The 18,203-nt window shown below is 49.9% G+C and carries 16 protein-coding genes; 6 read left to right on the forward strand and 10 right to left on the reverse strand.

The window, feature by feature from the left end; translation table 11 throughout:
* Nucleotides 1-102: 102 nt before the first annotated feature.
* From DL346_RS10325 to DL346_RS10345, 5 genes are all read right to left on the reverse strand, one after another.
* Nucleotides 103-1,473: an ABC transporter substrate-binding protein gene (locus DL346_RS10325; protein WP_112882052.1), complete on the reverse strand. Its 1,371-nt coding sequence runs from the start codon at nucleotides 1,471-1,473 to the stop codon at nucleotides 103-105.
* 323 nt (nucleotides 1,474-1,796) lie between these two features.
* Entirely contained in the window at nucleotides 1,797-2,678 is an 882-nt protein-coding gene (locus DL346_RS10330) for a metallophosphoesterase family protein (RefSeq protein ID WP_165822455.1), read from the reverse strand.
* 13 nt (nucleotides 2,679-2,691) lie between these two features.
* Nucleotides 2,692-3,666 carry an ROK family protein gene (locus tag DL346_RS10335; protein WP_112882054.1) on the reverse strand — a complete coding sequence of 325 codons (975 nt, stop codon included), beginning with the start codon at nucleotides 3,664-3,666 and terminating at the stop codon, nucleotides 2,692-2,694.
* Entirely contained in the window at nucleotides 3,659-4,831 is a 1,173-nt protein-coding gene (nagA, locus tag DL346_RS10340) for an N-acetylglucosamine-6-phosphate deacetylase (RefSeq protein WP_112882055.1), read from the reverse strand. Before nagA ends, DL346_RS10335 begins: the two co-directional genes overlap by 8 nt.
* 29 nt (nucleotides 4,832-4,860) lie before the next feature.
* The gene (locus DL346_RS10345) at nucleotides 4,861-6,540 is read right to left on the reverse strand and encodes a response regulator (protein WP_112882056.1); all 1,680 of its coding nucleotides are present in this window, start codon (nucleotides 6,538-6,540) and stop codon (nucleotides 4,861-4,863) included.
* 292 nt (nucleotides 6,541-6,832) lie between these two features.
* Here DL346_RS10345 and DL346_RS10350 point away from each other — a divergent pair, with 292 nt between their 5' ends.
* A complete protein-coding gene (locus DL346_RS10350; RefSeq protein ID WP_165822456.1) occupies nucleotides 6,833-8,809 on the forward strand; it encodes an alpha/beta hydrolase family protein in 1,977 nt (658 codons plus the stop codon).
* Nucleotides 8,810-8,863: 54 nt separating this feature from the next.
* Here DL346_RS10350 and DL346_RS10355 read toward each other — a convergent pair whose 3' ends face one another.
* A complete protein-coding gene (locus DL346_RS10355; RefSeq protein WP_165822457.1) occupies nucleotides 8,864-10,222 on the reverse strand; it encodes a DUF4832 domain-containing protein in 1,359 nt (452 codons plus the stop codon).
* 183 nt (nucleotides 10,223-10,405) lie between these two features.
* On the opposite strand from DL346_RS10355, the gene DL346_RS10360 reads away from it, so the two are divergent.
* From DL346_RS10360 to DL346_RS10370, 3 genes are read left to right on the forward strand one after another with little or no spacing between them, the layout of a single operon-like run.
* Nucleotides 10,406-11,305 (forward strand): phytanoyl-CoA dioxygenase family protein, encoded by a 900-nt coding sequence (locus DL346_RS10360; protein ID WP_240633123.1) that lies wholly within the window; start codon nucleotides 10,406-10,408, stop codon nucleotides 11,303-11,305.
* Nucleotides 11,306-11,352: 47 nt separating this feature from the next.
* Nucleotides 11,353-12,111, forward strand: coding sequence for a sulfite exporter TauE/SafE family protein (locus tag DL346_RS10365; protein ID WP_112882059.1), 759 nt, complete (start codon nucleotides 11,353-11,355; stop codon nucleotides 12,109-12,111).
* Nucleotides 12,112-12,155: 44 nt separating this feature from the next.
* Nucleotides 12,156-12,848: an SGNH/GDSL hydrolase family protein gene (locus DL346_RS10370; RefSeq protein WP_112882060.1), complete on the forward strand. Its 693-nt coding sequence runs from the start codon at nucleotides 12,156-12,158 to the stop codon at nucleotides 12,846-12,848.
* A gap of 128 nt (nucleotides 12,849-12,976) precedes the next feature.
* Here the strand turns inward: DL346_RS10370 and DL346_RS10375 are convergent, their stop codons facing one another.
* Entirely contained in the window at nucleotides 12,977-14,239 is a 1,263-nt protein-coding gene (locus DL346_RS10375) for a carbon-nitrogen hydrolase family protein (protein WP_112882061.1), read from the reverse strand.
* Nucleotides 14,240-14,675: 436 nt separating this feature from the next.
* On the opposite strand from DL346_RS10375, the gene DL346_RS10380 reads away from it, so the two are divergent.
* Nucleotides 14,676-15,479, forward strand: a complete 804-nt coding sequence (locus DL346_RS10380) for a hypothetical protein (RefSeq protein ID WP_112882062.1) — start codon at nucleotides 14,676-14,678, stop codon at nucleotides 15,477-15,479.
* Here DL346_RS10380 and DL346_RS29445 read toward each other — a convergent pair.
* The gene (locus DL346_RS29445) at nucleotides 15,466-15,891 is read right to left on the reverse strand and encodes a hypothetical protein (RefSeq protein ID WP_240633124.1); all 426 of its coding nucleotides are present in this window, start codon (nucleotides 15,889-15,891) and stop codon (nucleotides 15,466-15,468) included. The two genes, DL346_RS10380 and DL346_RS29445, sit on opposite strands and share 14 nt — an antisense overlap.
* 137 nt (nucleotides 15,892-16,028) lie before the next feature.
* Between DL346_RS29445 and DL346_RS10390 the strand changes: the two genes are divergently transcribed.
* Nucleotides 16,029-16,778, forward strand: coding sequence for a GDSL-type esterase/lipase family protein (locus DL346_RS10390; protein ID WP_112882063.1), 750 nt, complete (start codon nucleotides 16,029-16,031; stop codon nucleotides 16,776-16,778).
* A 42-nt stretch (nucleotides 16,779-16,820) separates the two neighbouring features.
* Here the strand turns inward: DL346_RS10390 and DL346_RS10395 are convergent, their stop codons facing one another.
* Nucleotides 16,821-17,945: a GerAB/ArcD/ProY family transporter gene (locus DL346_RS10395; RefSeq protein ID WP_165822458.1), complete on the reverse strand. Its 1,125-nt coding sequence runs from the start codon at nucleotides 17,943-17,945 to the stop codon at nucleotides 16,821-16,823.
* A 17-nt stretch (nucleotides 17,946-17,962) separates the two neighbouring features.
* Nucleotides 17,963-18,199 carry a hypothetical protein gene (locus DL346_RS10400; protein ID WP_112882065.1) on the reverse strand — a complete coding sequence of 79 codons (237 nt, stop codon included), beginning with the start codon at nucleotides 18,197-18,199 and terminating at the stop codon, nucleotides 17,963-17,965.
* Between the last annotated feature and the right edge of the window lie 4 nt (nucleotides 18,200-18,203).

Consider the following 18,203-nt stretch of genomic DNA (forward strand, 5'->3'; position numbering starts at 1 on the left):
CGAAAGCCGCATGCAAACAAGATTGATCCGGTTCGGGAATGCAAGAAGCGCATAGGCAGCAGCCATGCGCTTCTTGCGCAACCAATCTCATTTGGATCGATATTATTTCTTAAACTTCTCCGCTGTTTCCGTCATGGCCTTGCAGAATTGTTCAGGCGTCATATCATTCGTAGCCAGAAGCGGCAGATTTTTCGCAAACAGATCCGATACGGATTGAGGAACGACGTTGTAGATCGCGCGGTTGAGCGTTTTCATTTTGGCGCCGACTTCATCGTTCAGTTGTCTGAGGATCGGATCCAGCTTGGCTTTGTCAGCGTCCGGCATCGGCAGTTTAGGCGCAAAACCGCCTTCCGCTACGAGGAACGCATTCAACTCTTCCGGCGAATAAATAAATTTGAAGTATTCAATCAGTCCGTCCACTTGCTCCTGCGGCGTATCCTTCGGAATCGAATACCAGTAACCATCAGAGGAGCCAAGCGCTACGCCGCCTGGATAAATCGTAGCGCCTACTTTAGCGGCGAAGCCTTCGCCCGCTTTGTCCGGATTGCTGAAATCGCCGACCATCCATGGTCCGTTCGCGATTATAGCCGTGTTCTCGCTGAAGAATTCATTGGCAGCGATCGAATACGTCGCGCCTAGCGCCGACTTTGTCGTGTACTCTTGAAGCAGCTTCTGCACTTTCGTGAAGGTGTTAGTCCAAAGCGGCGAGTCGAAGTTGGTGACGATATCGCCCTTCGTCAGGATGTCTTGACCCTCCTGCTCGGAAGCGAGCATCGCCGTTGCAAGCAGCATCGTTGTCCAAGCGTTCTCACCGGTCATCAAGGACAGCGGAGTGACGCCGGCTGCTTTCAACTTGTCAAGGTCGCTGAAGAACCCGTCCCAAGTCGTCGACAGTTCCGTAATGCCTGCTTTTTGGAGCAGCTCTTTATTGTAGTACATGCCGATCGGACGCACGAATGCGAGCGGCAGCGACACGTATTTGCCGTTCTTGTCTGTGTTATAAGTAACGGATTCATCAATCAAGACGTTTTTGATTTCAGGCGTTTTGTCGATGTATGGCTTCAGATCCAAGAGATCGCCGTTGTCGATCATGATCTCGGCGAGCTCTTTATCGACTTCGATCAGTGGCGGGAGTTTCTTCTGCTGATAGAGGAGTTTGATCTTCTTCGAGTATTCGTCTTGCACGATTTCCTCGATTTCGATCTTGTACTTGCCTGCGTATTTGGTATTGAAGCGTTCAATTTGAGGAAGGAAGAAAATGGCCCCGACGTTATTCCCCGTTTTGTAGCTAGGGAACTTAATGACGACTTCTTTGCCGCTGTCTGCATTTGCAGAGCCGCTGTTTGAATTCTCGGAGCTGCCGTCATTCGTCGCGGTACCGCTATTGCTGTTGCCGTTGTTGCCGTTGCTGCCGCAAGCCGCTAATGATACGGCAAGGATCAACGCGATGATGAGCAAACTTATTTTTCTCATGGACAAACCTCCCGAATTTTAGTTTCATGTACACGGTGATGCATGACTGAAAATTTGGTGTGGTTCCAATCTACGGAGCAAAGATGTGGACGCTCGATACCTCCTTTGGATTTAAAATGAAGTCGTTCCCCCCTTATCCGAAACGTTTAAGGAAGACTGCGCCTTCATTATAAATGAGTGTTGGAAGCGATTACAAGACATAAATTGGTGCCGAAATAAAAAAATATTTTAAAAATATTTTAAAAATATTTTCTTAATATATGAAAAAAAGAACCCTCAGCCAGGAAGAAGGTTCTTCTTTCGTTATTGATGCCGGACAAGACTTACTCCGCAATAAGCTTGATCAGCCGGCATTGACTTGTAAAGCCTGGCGCTGTCACGTATTGATATCGGCCTGCCCGGAAAGCATCGATATGGTTGAAATGCACATGTCCGCAGAAGATGCCGCGTATATTCCCGCTCTCTTCGCTCGCGAGAAAGCGGCAAAACCTGCTCGTGGAAGGATCCGTCGTTCGTACCTGCCAGGCTTCGCGAGAGGCTGCATTCCAATTGGATGCCCCCATCATAATGGGCGCTCCCCATTTGTCCACTACATCTTGCTGCAGGCTGGATAAATAGATTGGAATGTGCATGAACAATAAATAAGGCTCGCCTGTTGCGGCTGCTTGTTTTATGGCGGCAAACTGATCGTTCGTCACCTGATAGTTGCTGTTATCCAGCGCGATCAGCTTCACTCCGCCAACCGTTCGGATCTCGCAGCCCGGCGTCTCCGATATCCATTCGCGGAATTTCGGATAAGCAGCCGCGCGCACTTCATCCGTAAAACTGCCGGAGAAATACCAGTCGTGGTTGCCGACGGTATATAAGTACGACGATCTCAGGAGGTCGAATTGCCGCTGCAGATGCTCGATATTGGCTTGACTGGGGAAGTCGATGATATCTCCCGTAAATACGGTGAAATCCACCTGTAAATCATTGCTGGTTCGCAACAAACGATCGAAAAGGTCTGCCGTAGACGGCCCGCCTGCCAATTGCGATGCAAACACGGAAGTTCGCTTGACGGCCTCTGTACGTATATCAATCTCTTCGCGTTCATCGCATTCCGTCAGATGACAGTCCGTAATTTGCAGAATCGTTAACGGTTGTTTAAGCCCGGGAATTCGGATTATGGTTTGTTGCGGCGTAATCTGGGGATCAAGGTTCATTACCATCAACTCCTTAACTACTTGCAAATGTAACGGCTCCGATTAAGCCCGCCGTATCGCCTAATCTAGCCTTCAGAATAGCAGGCTTCCTAGCGTGGACATATCCCGCATGAATCTTCTCCCGAATAGGTCCGAGCAGCAGCTCATCCGCTTCCGCAACGCCGCCTCCGATAATAACGGCTTCCGGACTAAGCAAACAAACGGCTGTCAACAGCTTAGCTGCAAGCACTTCGCCAACGTAACGGAAAATCGCTTGAGAAGCATGATCGCCATCGATGGCAGCTCGATAAACATCGAAAGCGGTAGGAACCCGATCAAGCTTGCTCAATGAAGAATGGCCTCCTTCACCCTCCAGCGCTTCACGAGCCAATCGAACGACGCCTGCCGCCGAAACAATCGTTTCAACGCAGCCTCGCTTCCCGCAGGCGCATAAAGCGACTTGCCCCTCTACCGAATCATGCCCGATCTCCCCGGCATAATAATCGTTCCCCCTGATGATGCAGCCATCTGCAATAATCGCTGTAGCAATCCCGGTTCCGACTGTGAGACAAAGCATATTTCGATACCCTTGTCCGGCACCTGCCGTCAGCTCCCCTAGGGCATAGATTCTTACATCGTTGTCGATGCGCACTGGAACGCCTAACCGCTTGCTCATCTGCTCTGCGAACGGAACGCCGAACCATCCCAGGTTGGATGCAGCCTCCGCTCTTCCCTGATACGGGTCTATCCGTCCGGGAACGCCCATGCCAACGAGCGCCAGTCCATCGGTGCAGCCAGCCTCCTGAGCTAATCCGAATATTTCTTCCGTCAGCTTGTCGTAGAAGGCGGCAGGGTGATCCGTCTTGGCAGGCAAATGAGGCAGAAGAGTGGGAAACGATTTTTTCCGAAGCAGAACCCGTGATTCATCGAATATACCGATGACCGTATTGGTGCCGCCGATATCGACACCGACATAAGCTTTTTTCTCCTTATGCGCATGTTCAATCATTCGCCGGCCTCCTGTAGACCGTCTTCCCTCCTACAACAGTGGCGCAGACATTCAAATCCCGGTCCAATAGAAGGAGATCCGCGTCTTTTCCCGGCTGCAGCGATCCTTTACGGCCATCCACGCCAATCTGGCGCGAAGGAACCTGCGTGAAAGAAGGCAATACTTTCTCTAGCGGATATCCGGTAAATCGTATCGCATTTCGCAAAGCCTGGATCATCGTAAGAGAGCTTCCTGCCAGACTAGAGCCGTCTTTCAAGTAAATATGACCATCTTTCATGGTTACGTCATCGTAATCGCCATCCGGAAGTCCCGCGCACTCTACCGCATCCGTGATCATACAGACGTTCATAGGACCTTTCAGCTCGAACAGCAGCTTCACAACGGCCGGATGGACATGGATGCCGTCGCAAATTAATTCAGTCGTCAGCTCGGGCAGAAGCAGTCCCGCACCGGCAAGGCCGGGCTCCCGGTGATGCAGCGGGCTCATGCCGTTGAAATGATGCGTTGTGTGACGAAGTCCACAGCGGACTGCTTCTCTTACCTCTTCATATGTGGCATCCGAATGCCCTGCCGATACCGTCACGCCCCAATCTACGAGTTGACGGACGGCTTCCATCCCCCCGTTCACTTCGGGAGCGAGCGTGATCAACTTGATTTGGCGATCTGACGCCTCGAAGAGCTCTTTCAATTCCTTCGTCGTTGATAACCGTATATCCGATTTGCTTTGGGCGCCGCGACGCTTCTCGTTGATATACGGCCCTTCCAGATGAATGCCGAGCAGTTCTGCGCCCGACACCCCTCTCTGAATCGTAATCGCCGCCTGTTGCAGGGCACGCTTGATCTGATCGAGCGGAGCGGTCGTCGTTGTCGCCAGAAAGGAAGTTGTTCCGTGTGCGGCATGAAACCGGCTTATGCCGTCCAGCTGTTCATATTCGCCAGCCATAACCCCATAGCCATTGCCGCCATGAATATGCACATCGATCAGGCCCGGAATGAGCAGCAACCCGCACGCGTCAAACGTCTGCAGATCAGGTTCCACGGTTAGCTCAGGGCCTCCGATCGCGGTGATTTTCCCGTCTTCGTCAACAATAAGCGTGCCTTGATTCACAATGCCTTCAGGCGTGTAAATCGTCGCGTTCCTCCAACAAGCCGAATGCAAGGACATGGTCTCATCTCCTTTAGCGGATCAATCGCTTAATACTCGGCGAACCGTTTCGAGTGCGCATCTCTGTACTCTTGAGGCGAAATATTCATGAGCTTCTTAAAGCAGCGGGTAAATGCGATATTGGACAGGTAACCAAGCTCAAAGGCAATTTCATGGACCTTTAACCGATTATTCTTCAACATCTCTTTGGCTTTTTGAATTCGGATTTCCGTAATGTAGGCGGATAGCCCGACCCCCGTCATTTGCTTATACAACCGCGAAAGATAGGAAGGGTTGAGATGAACCAAATCCCCCAGCTTGTTTAGCGACAAATCCGCGCCGAGATTGTTATGGATATACTGCTGAATTTCGGCGACTAGCGTATTTGTTTTTTCTTCCTGCTCGTTATGCTTATTATCGAATATCAGATTGGCCAATGCGTTGAAATAATCCTTCACTTCCGTCCAATCGTCGCCGTCCTTCAAACGCAACAGCTTATTCAAATCCAGGCTGCGGCTTATTTCCTGGCTTAGATTCCAGCGGTTCAAATAAGTAAGGAAAATGGAGGACAGGAAATGGTAGATTTCGAAATTCAGCAAATGGCTCGATTCAATAGAAAGGTCGTTCGTCAATTCATCGTACAGCTCGAAAAATTCGTTCTTCTGACCATTATTCAGATAATCCGGAAGCATGTTGAACTTCCCGATCCGGAAATTCTTTTTGAAGGTGATGGATTCATCCCGGTCTGATTCGTTGCCAATCCCGTTCGTTTGCAATTCAGTGTCCGTCATCAAGATTTCCTTGCCAAGTCCAAGCCCCCGGCTCAGCAGGAAATTCAGCAATTGATATTGATCCGGAGCTCTGCTCCATTCAACGGGAGCGCTGCTGAGCAGAAACGAAACTTGCAGCTTCATCATCTCTCTGCATGTATCTTGAATGGATTCCAGCGTGCCGTACACAAATCGGAATTCCCTCTCCCAGCACGGCTCTTCCTTGGAACGTGCCGTCTGCTTCGGCTGAATGAACCACAAGATCCTGGTACGCTCGTATACGATGGATAGCAGCTCGACGGAATGGGAGAGAAATTCATGTACGATATTTTGAACGGCATAAAGCAGCAGCATGCGGTCCATACCGCCTACCTCGTTCTTCCATCCGTCAATTCGGCCCGACAGAAGCATGACGGAAGATGCCGGACAGAAGGGCAATTTGAGCTCCGCAAACTGACTGGCTCTATGTTCCGCCGACCATCTCTTCCCTTCGACTAGCTCCGACAAAAACTCCTTTTGCAGCAGCGGCCGGGTTAATTCGATTTGCTGAAGCGCCTGGTTGATAAAACTCTCATTTTCCAGCTCCTCTCGAAGGGAATTCATCGCCTTCACCACAGCTTTCATGATCGCTTCATCGCCTTCGGTTTTCAATATATAATCGAATCCCCCGCAAGTGATGGTTTCTTTGGCGTAATTGAATTCATTGTAGCTGGTCAAAAAAATCACTTTGCAGCGCGGCCATTTCTCCCGAATATCTTTAAGCAGTTCGATTCCTGTCTTCATAGGCATCTGGATATCCGACAATACGATGTCGATCTTCATTCTGTTCAGCACATCAAGCGCCTCAAAAGCGGAGTAAGCCTTATAAACTTCCAGCTCCAGGTGATCGGCACCTTGAAAGAGATCCACCAAACCGTCAGCAATAATAGGCATATCGTCCACAATCAATAGTCTGCGCATGAGCTAATGTCCTTTCGCCATCATAGTCGACCGCCGGATTCGTGTAGTAAGACTATTATAGCAGTCAAGATTCGTTTTGGATGTAAGGGTTTACAACTTTTAAGGAAACTACCGCATCCCGCAATTTCGCTCCAAGCTCATCTAGCTTCATCATAAAGCATCGAAAATTGAGCCCGATATATACAAGTTGTTACTTTTCCATACACATCTTTACATCGTGTCAAGTGCAGGTAGGAATTCAAATATCGTACAAAGAATGAAGAAACCATTCCTACGAAAAGAAGGTGCCGGAATGAGCTTCAATGATCATATCAATGGCTTGTTCGATGTAAAGATGCAGCTTCCCGAGTATTTAAGGAAAGTGGCGCAGCACTATTTCGAAGCGGAAAACGCCGTTAAACAAGACATTCGGACCAAGGAACAATTCGAACAAAGAAGGGAGAACTTACGAGCCTACTTCTTATCCGCCATCGGCGGGCTTCCGAAGGAGAAGACACCGCTTCATGCGATCTGCACGGGAGAAACGGAACGGGAATCCTACAGCATTCGGAATATTATTTTCCAAAGCCAGCCCGGCGTGTATGTTACCGGTAATTTGTATATGCCCAAAGTACGATCGGGAAAAGTTCCCGTCGTCATTTTCACATGCGGACATGTCGAAACGGCCAAAGCCTATCCTTACTATCAGAAAGTGTGCATCGACCTGGTCCAGAACGGATTCGCCGTATTTTCGGTCGATCCGATCTCCCAAGGGGAGCGAATGCAGTACTACGATAAAGAGATCGGCAGAAACCTTGTCAGATGGCACACCGAGCATACTTATCACGGGCTTCAATGCGAGCTGGCAGGCAGCAATGTGATCCGCTATTTTGTTTGGGATCTGATCCGGACGATCGATTATTTGTGTACGCTCCCCGAAATCGACGAAACCAAAATCGGCATGACGGGCAATTCCGGCGGAGGCATCCAGACCACTTATATGATGATGGTAGATGACAGGCTGCAAGCTGCGGTTCCATGCACCTATATCACCTCCCGGGAGATTTATATGAAGGCCGGGCATTCGCAGGATGGCGAACAAATTCTCTATGGTGCTATCAGCGAGGGTTTGAATTTCGACGATTATCTAACCTTTTTCGCACCGAAGCCGGTGATGATCGGAGCTGTGGAATCGGACTTCTTCCTGCTCGAAGGCACATCGGAAGCTTATGAACGGGCTAGAAAGATTTACGGACTCTACGGTTGCGAAGAGAATGTCTCCCTCGGACTAGTGAAAGGGACGCATGAATACAATGACGATTTACGTGAAACGGCGGTCAACTGGTTTATCAAATACCTGAAAGGCGAACCGAGAACCTATGTGACGGATCGGTCCATGATGGTGGAAGATAAACAAACGCTGCAGTGCACGGCTAGCGGCCAAGTGTTGGCGGAGTTCGATGATGCGCGAACCATCCATGATTTAACTGTTCAATTTATGCAGGAGCATCGAGCACAAAGAAGCGTCGGTAATCCGGCTTTGTTCAAAGAACGGGTGAAGTCTTGGCTGAATATGCCGCAGTATAAAGGGCCCATCTACCCCAAAATCTTTAGAAAAGACCATATCGACAATCCAAACCATCTGAAAAGCGATATCCATTATGAGTATTTATTCTTTTTTTCGGAGCCCGATATTTTCGTCACCGGTATTTATGTCAGCGCTGCCGGGAAACAGAGCGATTTGTGCACGATATTTATGCATGACGAAGGCGTAAACCATATTTTCAAAGAAAATGATTTAATCAATCAGCTTCTTCGCGATGGCGATGTGTTCGCCTTTGACCCGCGGGGAATGGGCACGGTACAATGCAGACCGGTAAACCCTCGTCCCTTCTATGAAATGTTCGGGACGGAATATAAACTGAACTGCGACGCCATCATGATGAGAATGACGCTTGCGGGGCTGCGCGTTTACGATATTCTACGGGCTTGCGATTATATCAAGCAGCACCATCCAGGCAAGCGGATTCGGCTTGCGGGAAAAGGCATCAGCGCGTTATATGCTTTGCTTGCGGCTGTAGCGGAGGATGCGGCGGACAGTTTATACTTGGAAAATATGCCTGCATCCTTCGAGGAAATCGTATCTGAGCGATATTTCAAATACGATGCCCGTTTTCATTTGCCCGATGTTTTGAATTATTTTGACATTCCGGATCTGCTCGAACACGTCAGCCATAAACAAATCACACGGTTCCATTCACCCGACGTCGGCAATATCATTTGGTGGTAAAAGAAGAGAAAACGTGCTGGCGATCAGCACGTTTTCTGCTTTTAGTTGAAGCTCTTATTTGACTTCAATGTTCCCCATGGCATACCAGCCGTCAGACTGTCTGCCTTGAATAGCGAGCTGGATCGCCGGCTGCCAGGAGTGAGGATCGAGCAGGCCAAGTTCTAGTAGATAATGCCCGGGAGCGATTGCCGCAGGGATGTTGATGGTGCTGTCGAATAGGCTGTCCCCCGGCAGCCACTGCCGGATATCAGCGCCGGTGACGATAATCTCGCTGCAATGATCGTTCCGTAAGCGCAGCGCTAACGGGAATTCTCTATAGCAAGGAGCGGCTCCGAGATTCTCCCACCAGGAAGAGATCGCCATTTTACCGCCTGGATGAACGACGGCCGGATAAGCAAACTTTCGCAAAGCGAATCTGTAGCCCATTTTTTTCAGCCAACGATTGACTTGGGGCTGCCATTCCTTCGGTATAGGGCTCGATTTCGCATTAAAAGTTGAAATATGCCATTTGAGCGATTGATCTATAATGTAGTCGATATCCCAGCCCTTATCCTTCCAATGCTGCACCACCCAGCATACCTCGAACGAAATCGGGGCTTTTTTCCACGCATCCTGCATGCCGGACAAAATGATCTGCTGGGGATAATAATCATTCATATGGGACCAATCCCCTTGATTCTCCCAGCATCCGCCCATATCGCCGAGACAATCCACCCGAAATCCGACATCGCCCCTGGATAGACCGTACCGGTTCGTCTGCTCGTCCGTCAACAGCATCATGAGCGGGGTCTTCTTAATCGAATCGATATAGCAATCGACCAGCGCCTCTCTTGTTGGTTGGGTAAGCAATGCGGAGCCTGCCCCTTCCCCCCATGGGCCCACAATGGACATATCCACGCTATCCAAATCAGGATGACCGTCATAGCGCCGGCCAAATGCTTGAATAAGTCCTCCGAAATGGCGGACATAGCGCGGATCCTCCGGATCTACCTTCCACCAGTCGTGTTTCTTCTGGGCTTTCGTCATTTTCCCTACCTTATTCCGGTACCAATCCGGCACATCCGAACCCTTCGCTTGACCGTACGGCGCTACGCGAAACATCAGCGTTTGTTTTCGTTCGCGAGCCGTCGCCAGCGCTTTATCGATTAAGGCCCACTGATATTGACCCTCTTCCGGCTCAAGAAACCGCCAATAGACTCGGAAGTAGGCAATGGAAGTATCCGGATGATCTTCATTTTGCACACTGCCGGTGAAGGGTTGATACTCAATCGGGAAGCCTTCGGTCCAGCCTTTGCCTTCATTCAATCGGTCGCCGTTAAAACGTTGAAAGGTCGTGAATCCGATGCCGGGATTGATGAGCAAATCATCGATAAACGTCGTTCTGACCACGATACTCGGAGCTTCTTGTCCCATGATTGAACCCCTTTCCATTCGTACGTGATTCCCTATCGCTTTGATTATAGCGCTGCCGGATTTCGTGCTTATATATACTTGTTCTTACTTTTGCAAACACATCTTTACTTTAATGTTCGCCTCTCTCGTACGTGTGGTAACATGATACCAGGGATGTACTTTATGAAAGGGAGATGTAATGCCGTGACGAAATACCCGATGGGAAAACGAGAATTGGAAATGGGCAGCATGTACCTGACGGAATTAAGAAGCTCCAATGACATCTGGGAGGATACGGCGGCTTTGAGAGAGCGGCTGCGGGAAGACGGGTACTTGTTGATCCGGGGGTTTCATGACCGTGCTAAAGTGCAAAAAGCTAGAATGGCCTTCTTGCGCAATATGCACGAACGAGGACTGCTTGACGACGCTGCGCCGGTCGAAGAAGGACTCTTGAAGGACGGTACCAAGTGGGGCGGATTATCGGGCGGAACCGCGGAAGAGCTGGAAAACGAGTTTCAACCGTTTCTAGACGTCGTTAACGGCCCTGCCGTCATGGGCTTCTTTGATCGTTTGTTAGGCGAGCCCTCATTAACCTTTGATTATAAATGGCTGCGTTCTGTCGGATACGGAGGAAATACCGGAGCGCATTACGATATTGTCTATATGGGCAGAGGCAGCCAGAATGTCTATACGATGTGGACCCCTTTCGGAGATATCCCGCCGGATCAAGGCACGCTGGCTATGCTGCTCGGATCGCAGCATTACGAGAAGATCCGAAAAACCTATGGGAAAGTGGATGTAGACCGGGACAATGCTCCAGGGTGGTTCACGGAAGATCCGATTGAAATCGTGGATAAGTATGGCGGACAATGGGCGACGACAGCATTCGAAGCTGGGGATGCGATCATCTTCGGGATGTTCATGATGCACGGTTCGCTCAATAATACGACAAACCACGTGAGAATCAGCTCCGATACGCGATATCAGCCAGCCTCGGAGCCAACGGACGAACGATGGGTCGGCAGAAAGCCGAAGAAGCATCTTGCCCAGCAATCGGCTCCGCCGAAGCCAATCGAGCAGCTGCGCAAGGAGTGGGGCGTCTAGCTGAAAATGGAATGGAGATCCTTCCTGTTGGCGAGGAGAAGCCGCCTATGATGGTTCAACTTATCGCAGTTATGTTCGCGGTTGGCATGATTTTGGGCTTGGTTGGCGCAGGCGGATCGGGATTTATCATTTCGATCTTGACGGTCGGGTTCGGTTTCTCCATCCATACTTCATTCGGCACCGCGGTCATATCCATGATCTTCTCTTCGCTAGCGGGTACATTCAGTCATTATCGCGAAGGCAACATCGTCTTCAAATCAGGAATCGTTGCCGGCGGTATCGGAGCGGCTGGCGCATGGGCGGGCTCCATGTTATCCCACGGCATTCCAAGCTATGAATTGAAATGGATGACGGCCGGGATGCTGTTCCTGTCAGGGGCGGCGCTTTGGCTCCGCATGATCATGGTTTCCCGCGGAAAGCTTGCGGATGCGGAAATGCTCACCGCTAGCCGAAAGAGAGAATGGATCGGCTCCTGCGGAGTCGGGGTCATCTCCGGCGGCCTATCCGGATTGTTTGGCATCGGCGCTACACCGTTCATACAGCTCGGGCTGATGTCCGTGCTAGGAATGCCGGTGCGGCTTGCAGCGGGTACGACCATGCTTGTGATCATTCCCATCGCCATAGGCGGAGGAATGGGCTATTATCAATTGGGCGATGTGGAAGGCTGGCTCCTGCTGCAAGTAACGGCAAGCTTAATGCTGGGATCGTATCTCGGAGCGAAGTTTACGAAACGCATTCCTATCCCCTATCTGAAAACCGCAATCGTCATGCTTCCGATGACCGGCGGGTCAATTCTACTCTTTTAGCTTGCACAGCCATTCTAATGATTCCATAGGATAGGAGCGTGCGTATGTTGGAACGCATACAACAATGGAAGAATCTTCCGGAACAATCCTTTCGCGTGATCGCGTTTGGTTCGAGCAACACCGAAGTATCGTGGTCAGGCAAGCATAACTGGGTGGAATGGCTCAATTTGAACCTGAAAACGCATATCGGCAGGCATGTGAGTGTCATTAATCAAGGAATTTCCGGCGATACGACCAAAAACCTGCTGGAGCGAATCGATAGAGACGTATTCTCGTTTCACCCCTCAGTCGTCATTGTGACGATTGGGGGAAACGATACGTTCCAAGGCTTCTCTCGCCAGCAGTACGGGGACAATTTGCGGCAAATTTGCACGCTGATTCGCAGCAATAACGCATTGCCCGTTCTTCAAACCTATTACTGCCCGATGTATAGCCTAGGGGCTGCTGATTTTCAGGATACGTTTGAAAGCTTCATGGAGGTGAACAGGCTGCTGTCTAAAGAACTCGATCTCCCTCTGATCGACCAGTATCGGCTATTCGAGCCTTTCTATCGTAAACAACCTGAGGAATATGCGAAGCTAATGCATGATTGGGTTCATGTCAACCACATTGGCAACGTCATCATGGGGATGCAGGCATCCCGCAGCTTCGGACTTCCCGATTTGATCATTCCCGAAGACATCAAGCAGGAAACGTTAGCTTTGGCCGATCAAATGAAAGCCTGCCACGATCAATAAAACCGCGTACGCAACAAGGTGACCTCTGATGATCAGAAGTCACCTTGTTCGATTGGATAGAGCCGCTTCAAATCATTCCAACGCATCCGTTCCATCTAACCGCGATAGCCGATTACCTCTCCCTCTCGCTATCGTGGAAAATCATCCCCTCGGTACGTATCCGTGCGCCGCTGGTTTGCATACACATAAAGCGGCTCGCCGTTGGCAGGTCCAACATCAAGCCAATACACATAATGCCTTTGGTCCAGATCTATGTCCGCCAGACACAAGCCCTCGGACGCTTCGCTTGCTTCGGAAATAACTTCACCCAGCGGATCGATGATGAGGCTGGAACGGGGCTCATTGGCTCCGCTGATAATGACATGGATGCCGTGATCGGCAGCCCTTGCTCTCGCCCTCAGCTGCGCATCGCCGAGCGTAGGGCTGAATATCATCTCCGCGCCGGCTTTAGCAAGGATTTGGGTCGCTTCGGGGAACATCAGGTCGAAACAGATCAGGATGCCGATTTTCCCGAAATCCGTCTCGAACACCGGATATTCCGTGCCTGCCGAGACCCCGTCCTCCGCTTCGCATAGAGGGATATGCACTTTTCGAAATTTACCCGCTATATTCCCCTGACGGTCAATGAGTACGGCGGTAACGTAAAGAAGCTCCTCTGCTCTTTCCTTCATGCACAGAATGACATAAGCCCCATTAGCTCTGGCTTTCTCGGCAATAAGCTCCGTTAGCTTGCCAGGAACCGTTTCGATTTCTTCAAAAGGCAAGGACATACCCCGATCGTAGTAAACTTCGCTCAAGCAAATAATATCCGCATGATGCTTGCCTGCCCGGTCGATCACATCCAGCATGGCATTCAAATTTGCCGTCAAATCTCCGTGCTGCTTCAAATAGGTGGTGGCCACCCTCGCCTTTCGATGCTGAATCGGTTCCGTTCGGACAACCGCAGGATTTCGCCAACGAACAGTTCCTTCTTTCGTCCACCGTAAGCCTAATTCGACAATCACCGAAATGGCGGCCAGTGGAGCATCAACCGTTCGTTTTAGCTGCTTCCAGCCTTCCCCGATTTCCGTGCGCTCGCCGACATAATCCCTTGTCAGCATTTCACCGTGCTCAGACTGCCACGTCAAGATGACAATAACGTTCATATCTTCATGATCGATCCGTTCCGGGCAATAATCAAAGCTGAACGCGTAAGCTGCGCCTCCATCGATTGCGGCAATCGCGCATCTCCAGTAGCCAAAGCCGTTGTAGTTACCGGAGGAAGCCGCATGAAGGACATCTGCGCCGTTCACATTCTCCCGATTGAAAACAGGCGACAGCTCCGGCCGTGGAGACCAGTTATGCCATTGATGGTCACTGAAGGCAGGGATTAACGATTTATGGTTTGACATGGGATTTGGGCTCCTCTACATACGACTTTATATGAACAAGCTTGCCTTCCAGCTTCGATTTTTACGCGGCGAATGCGATCAGATGATGGACGGACGTGTAGATGTTTTCAGCGCAGCCGCCTCCTATTAATCCATATCTTTACGTTTCTACTTGGAACGACGATTTCCTCTCAATTCTTTTCTCCTTTTTACCGGATCTTTTGCCCCTCTGTACCTAGATTCGAATCTGGCTGCAGTTCTAAACGCTGCTGCTGGATTCGTGTTGATTTTTTAGACACACGGTTGCAAACAAGTATATTGAAAAGACCCGTATAGTGTAGAAATGGCCTTTTGGCGCCGGCGAAGGCATCGGCTCCTCCCATCTTTTGCTATTATCATGGTTTTTAAATTATAATATCTTGTAAATAAAGTTAGTTAAGAATGGAGGAATGAAAATATGAGCGATGTAAGGATGAAGCTTTTAGAGGAACTGATGGCCAATCAGCGAGAAATAGCGAACGGCATGCGTAATGTTCACATTCTCGCGAAGTTGAAGGAAAATATGCTGCCGGAACAACAACCCGCCCGGCCCGCTGCCGGACCGAGCTTGAATGCGGAGCTTTTCTTGGCTGTCACGGATGTTTATTATCATGAGGAGGAAGAGCGGATCCGTTTAGGAAATGCGAAAAAGTCCGGCCGGCGCGTTAACGTGGAGTTGACCAGCATGATAAGCGCCTTCTTTAGCAAACATCTTGACGACACCTTCCAGGCGGAACGGGAAACGGACGGGTTTGTATATGTGTTCAAAGAGGGGAAAGCGGTGTGCGCGATCCGATTTATAACCGATATGGGGTTTATTCGCGGGGACGCTTGGTACAAAATCGCTGACGAGCTCGTATCCAAATTACGCTATGGGCTAAAACATGATCAGGTCTTCTTCATCGTGTCAACGCTTCGAAACGGCCTGGATCAAACTCATGTCCAGCGCTATCTGGGAAAAGACATCGGTTCGAATTGGCAGTTCATGAACGATCGGCATGCGGTTATGACTTACTTGGCAAAAGTGCAAGCGCACACGAGCTGCTTAGCGGAACCGGGGAAGCAGCTCCTCTTTATGGCATCCGAACTGCACCCCAATATTCTGGCTGATGACCTCCATAAGATGACGCCTGAGATGCGGGAAGAAAAGCGCAAGGAAGTTCAGCGCTACAATTGGATCCACCGCATCGAACCGATCATGGATCAAATCAATCGGATGTAAGGAGGGTTTTCAAATCCCTTACTACCATTTCAACCCGTTCATCTTTAAGAGAATGGCCTTCGTAGTTATAGAAAATCAAGATATTCGCCGCTTGGTATCTTCCATGCGCGACCACATCCGCCGCTGCCGTCTTATCCTCAAAATCCTTGATCCCCTTCTTAGCCCCTCGGCTGGACGAATAAATGTAGATACTGATTAATTGTTCGTCATGAATAAAAAAAGCCTGAGGCTTGACCCCATTCAAAGTCATAAGAAATACGCTTTCCGTATTTAAAGCAGAAGGTTCTTTGAGCGGAATCTCATGTTTTTCAAATAAGTCCTGGATCTGCCCGGCGGTAATGGTTTTCTCGGTTTTCATGCACCCAGTCATGAAAAAACATATGGTTACTAGTGTGATCAACAATGATTTCATAATCATCCCCCTTTTCAACTGTTATAACGATCGGAAATAGAGGTATGTTGCAACTTGGAAGTAAAGTGGTAGTGAATCTGGAAGTAACAAACTCTTATGATCATAGTGATGACATACATACTTGAAGGAGGAATCCTATGGGTAAGATCACATGGAGAATGAGAGTGTTCGTCTGCACGATGATTTTGTCTTTATTGCTTAGCACGAATCTCGCCTATGCCGCGTCCGCGCCGGCTCCTTATTACGCAGCGCTCGGCGACTCCATTGCGTTCGGAATCGGAGCAACGGGCTGGAAAGGCTATGTACCCCGGTTAAAAAGTTACATGACGGGCGCCACGCTGTCTAATCAATCCTTCCCTGGCGATAAGTCAAGCCAGCTCTTAAGCAAAATCAAATCGAACCTGTTCACGAGGGCCGCGCTCAAGAAAGCAACCGTGATTACCATCAGCATCGGAGGCAATAATCTGCTTGGATGTGCGAGCAGTAACTACACCGTTATTAACGCAGCTTGCGCAGAGGCCGGCATTGCGGGCTTTAGCAGCGATTTACCGAACATTTTAAAGGAAATCCGCAATCTGAATCCGTCCGCTCCAATCGTTCTAATGACCTTATATAACCCTTATCTCAAGAATGATAGCAATTACTTGACTGCAGACGGCTACATTACCCGCATCAATAACATCATGAACGACACGCTGAATAACGGGGCGGCCAAAATCGCTTATAACTATAGCACAGTTGATGTATACGGCAGCTTCGGCAGCGGCGTGAATGGCGACACCTGCAAGCTTACGCATTTCTGCGAAAGCACAAGAGACCCGCATCCGAAGGACGCAGGCCATCAGCTGATCGCGGATTTGCACGCCATATTGATGAAGCTCAAATAGAACAGTAAGGCTGCCGTCATGAGACTGGCAGCCTTTTGCGTTTCACGATTGATTTTTCCCGGACGCCGCCGCATTCTGGCCCGGTTTCGTTTTGAATAAACCAATTATCCAAAGCAGCAGCGGGATGAAAACGCCCATTAGCAGGATATAAGGCGGGAATACGATTGAATCCCAGTACTGCATATAGACGACATCGGGATAGACGATGAGCGATAACACAATCACGATCATCGTACATGGAAGCGTAACATTTCGATAGTTATTCAGGTTGAGAATTTCCGACAAGCTTGTTACGCCCCCATAGAAATAGAATGTCGTTTTGACATAGGTGGTAATAAACCACATGCCCGCCATAACCGCTTCCACCCGCTGGAGAAAGTTGCCGATGTTTATTTTTTTGACTAGCGCGTAACTCGGAAACATGCTTCTTGCCGTAATATTAGGGCCAAGAACTAAAATGCAGAGCAGGGTGACGAGTACGACGCACAGACCGCCGATCAGCGCGGTAACATAGACGCCGATCTTCGCCTTTTCAGGTGTCTTCACATGCGGGAACACGGCGAACAGAAACACGATCGGCATATACGCCGTCCCGGCAAATGACAGCCCTGCTTCGAATAAGGGCTTCCAGCCGAATTCGAGCATAGGCCTGACATTTACATACTTTGCCGCCGGGACCAGCGTTATGACTAGAATGGCGAAGAACAACAGAAACCACGGCAGCATAAGCTCGGCAGCCCGCGATATCGTTTCGAGCCCGAGGCGCGTCCCCATCACGACAACAAGGGCAAAGAGCGTAACCGTGCACCAGATCGGGGTACGCGGAATGAACTGGGTCTGGAAAAAGTTACCGACATAGAACAGGACGGTGGATGCACCTATAAAGCCATAGCCCATAAAAATAACGGCGATCGCCGAACCGGCCCACTTTCCTAATGCAGCCCTGCAAATGCCGACAAATGTCTGACCGGGATAAACAATCCATAGCGCGATATACAGACCGAGCACCACCGTTCCAATCAAAACGCCGACAATGGCTCCGAGCCACGCATCCTGATTGGCCGTGGCAGCGAGACCGGAAGGAATGACCAGTACGGTCGTCCCGATCGTATATAGAAAGACAAGCACCATCAGCTGGAGCACGGAAATTTTCCCGTTTTCCGACATCTCTTGCAACACTCCCTTCATTGCGACGGCTGGAGGGCATTGTGAAGCCAGTACCCGATCGGCTTGAATAGGAAAGCTATCAGATCAAGAGGGTTCGGGATCGGGACCTTCAATGCGAAGGCTATCCCTAGCCCTGCACCAAGAACAAGCAGCAGCCAAAAGACCCACTGCTCCTTCTTTTGCCCTTTGAGCGAAGGCATTTCAATCGCGGCGCAAAGGCCTGAGATGACAATGACACCAGCAATCGCCCACATCGTT

It is taken from the genome of Paenibacillus montanisoli (genome assembly GCF_003268025.1).
Classification (GTDB): domain Bacteria; phylum Bacillota; class Bacilli; order Paenibacillales; family Paenibacillaceae; genus Paenibacillus_Z; species Paenibacillus_Z montanisoli.

Excerpts from the sequence above, each read along its gene's own strand:
- DL346_RS10325 (WP_112882052.1), bottom strand. The coding sequence starts at position 1,473 with ATGAGAAAAATAAGTTTGCTCATCATCGCGTTGATCCTTGCCGTATCA.
- DL346_RS10330 (WP_165822455.1), bottom strand. The coding sequence starts at position 2,678 with ATGAACCTTGATCCCCAGATTACGCCGCAACAAACCATAATCCGAATT.
- DL346_RS10335 (WP_112882054.1), bottom strand. The coding sequence starts at position 3,666 with ATGATTGAACATGCGCATAAGGAGAAAAAAGCTTATGTCGGTGTCGAT.
- nagA (WP_112882055.1), bottom strand. The coding sequence starts at position 4,831 with ATGTCCTTGCATTCGGCTTGTTGGAGGAACGCGACGATTTACACGCCT.
- DL346_RS10345 (WP_112882056.1), bottom strand. The coding sequence starts at position 6,540 with ATGCGCAGACTATTGATTGTGGACGATATGCCTATTATTGCTGACGGT.
- DL346_RS10350 (WP_165822456.1), top strand. The coding sequence starts at position 6,833 with ATGAGCTTCAATGATCATATCAATGGCTTGTTCGATGTAAAGATGCAG.
- DL346_RS10355 (WP_165822457.1), bottom strand. The coding sequence starts at position 10,222 with ATGGGACAAGAAGCTCCGAGTATCGTGGTCAGAACGACGTTTATCGAT.
- DL346_RS10365 (WP_112882059.1), top strand. The coding sequence starts at position 11,353 with ATGATGGTTCAACTTATCGCAGTTATGTTCGCGGTTGGCATGATTTTG.
- DL346_RS10370 (WP_112882060.1), top strand. The coding sequence starts at position 12,156 with ATGTTGGAACGCATACAACAATGGAAGAATCTTCCGGAACAATCCTTT.
- DL346_RS10375 (WP_112882061.1), bottom strand. The coding sequence starts at position 14,239 with ATGTCAAACCATAAATCGTTAATCCCTGCCTTCAGTGACCATCAATGG.
- DL346_RS10380 (WP_112882062.1), top strand. The coding sequence starts at position 14,676 with ATGAGCGATGTAAGGATGAAGCTTTTAGAGGAACTGATGGCCAATCAG.
- DL346_RS29445 (WP_240633124.1), bottom strand. The coding sequence starts at position 15,891 with ATGAAATCATTGTTGATCACACTAGTAACCATATGTTTTTTCATGACT.
- DL346_RS10390 (WP_112882063.1), top strand. The coding sequence starts at position 16,029 with ATGGGTAAGATCACATGGAGAATGAGAGTGTTCGTCTGCACGATGATT.
- DL346_RS10395 (WP_165822458.1), bottom strand. The coding sequence starts at position 17,945 with ATGTCGGAAAACGGGAAAATTTCCGTGCTCCAGCTGATGGTGCTTGTC.
- DL346_RS10400 (WP_112882065.1), bottom strand. The coding sequence starts at position 18,199 with ATGTGGGCGATTGCTGGTGTCATTGTCATCTCAGGCCTTTGCGCCGCG.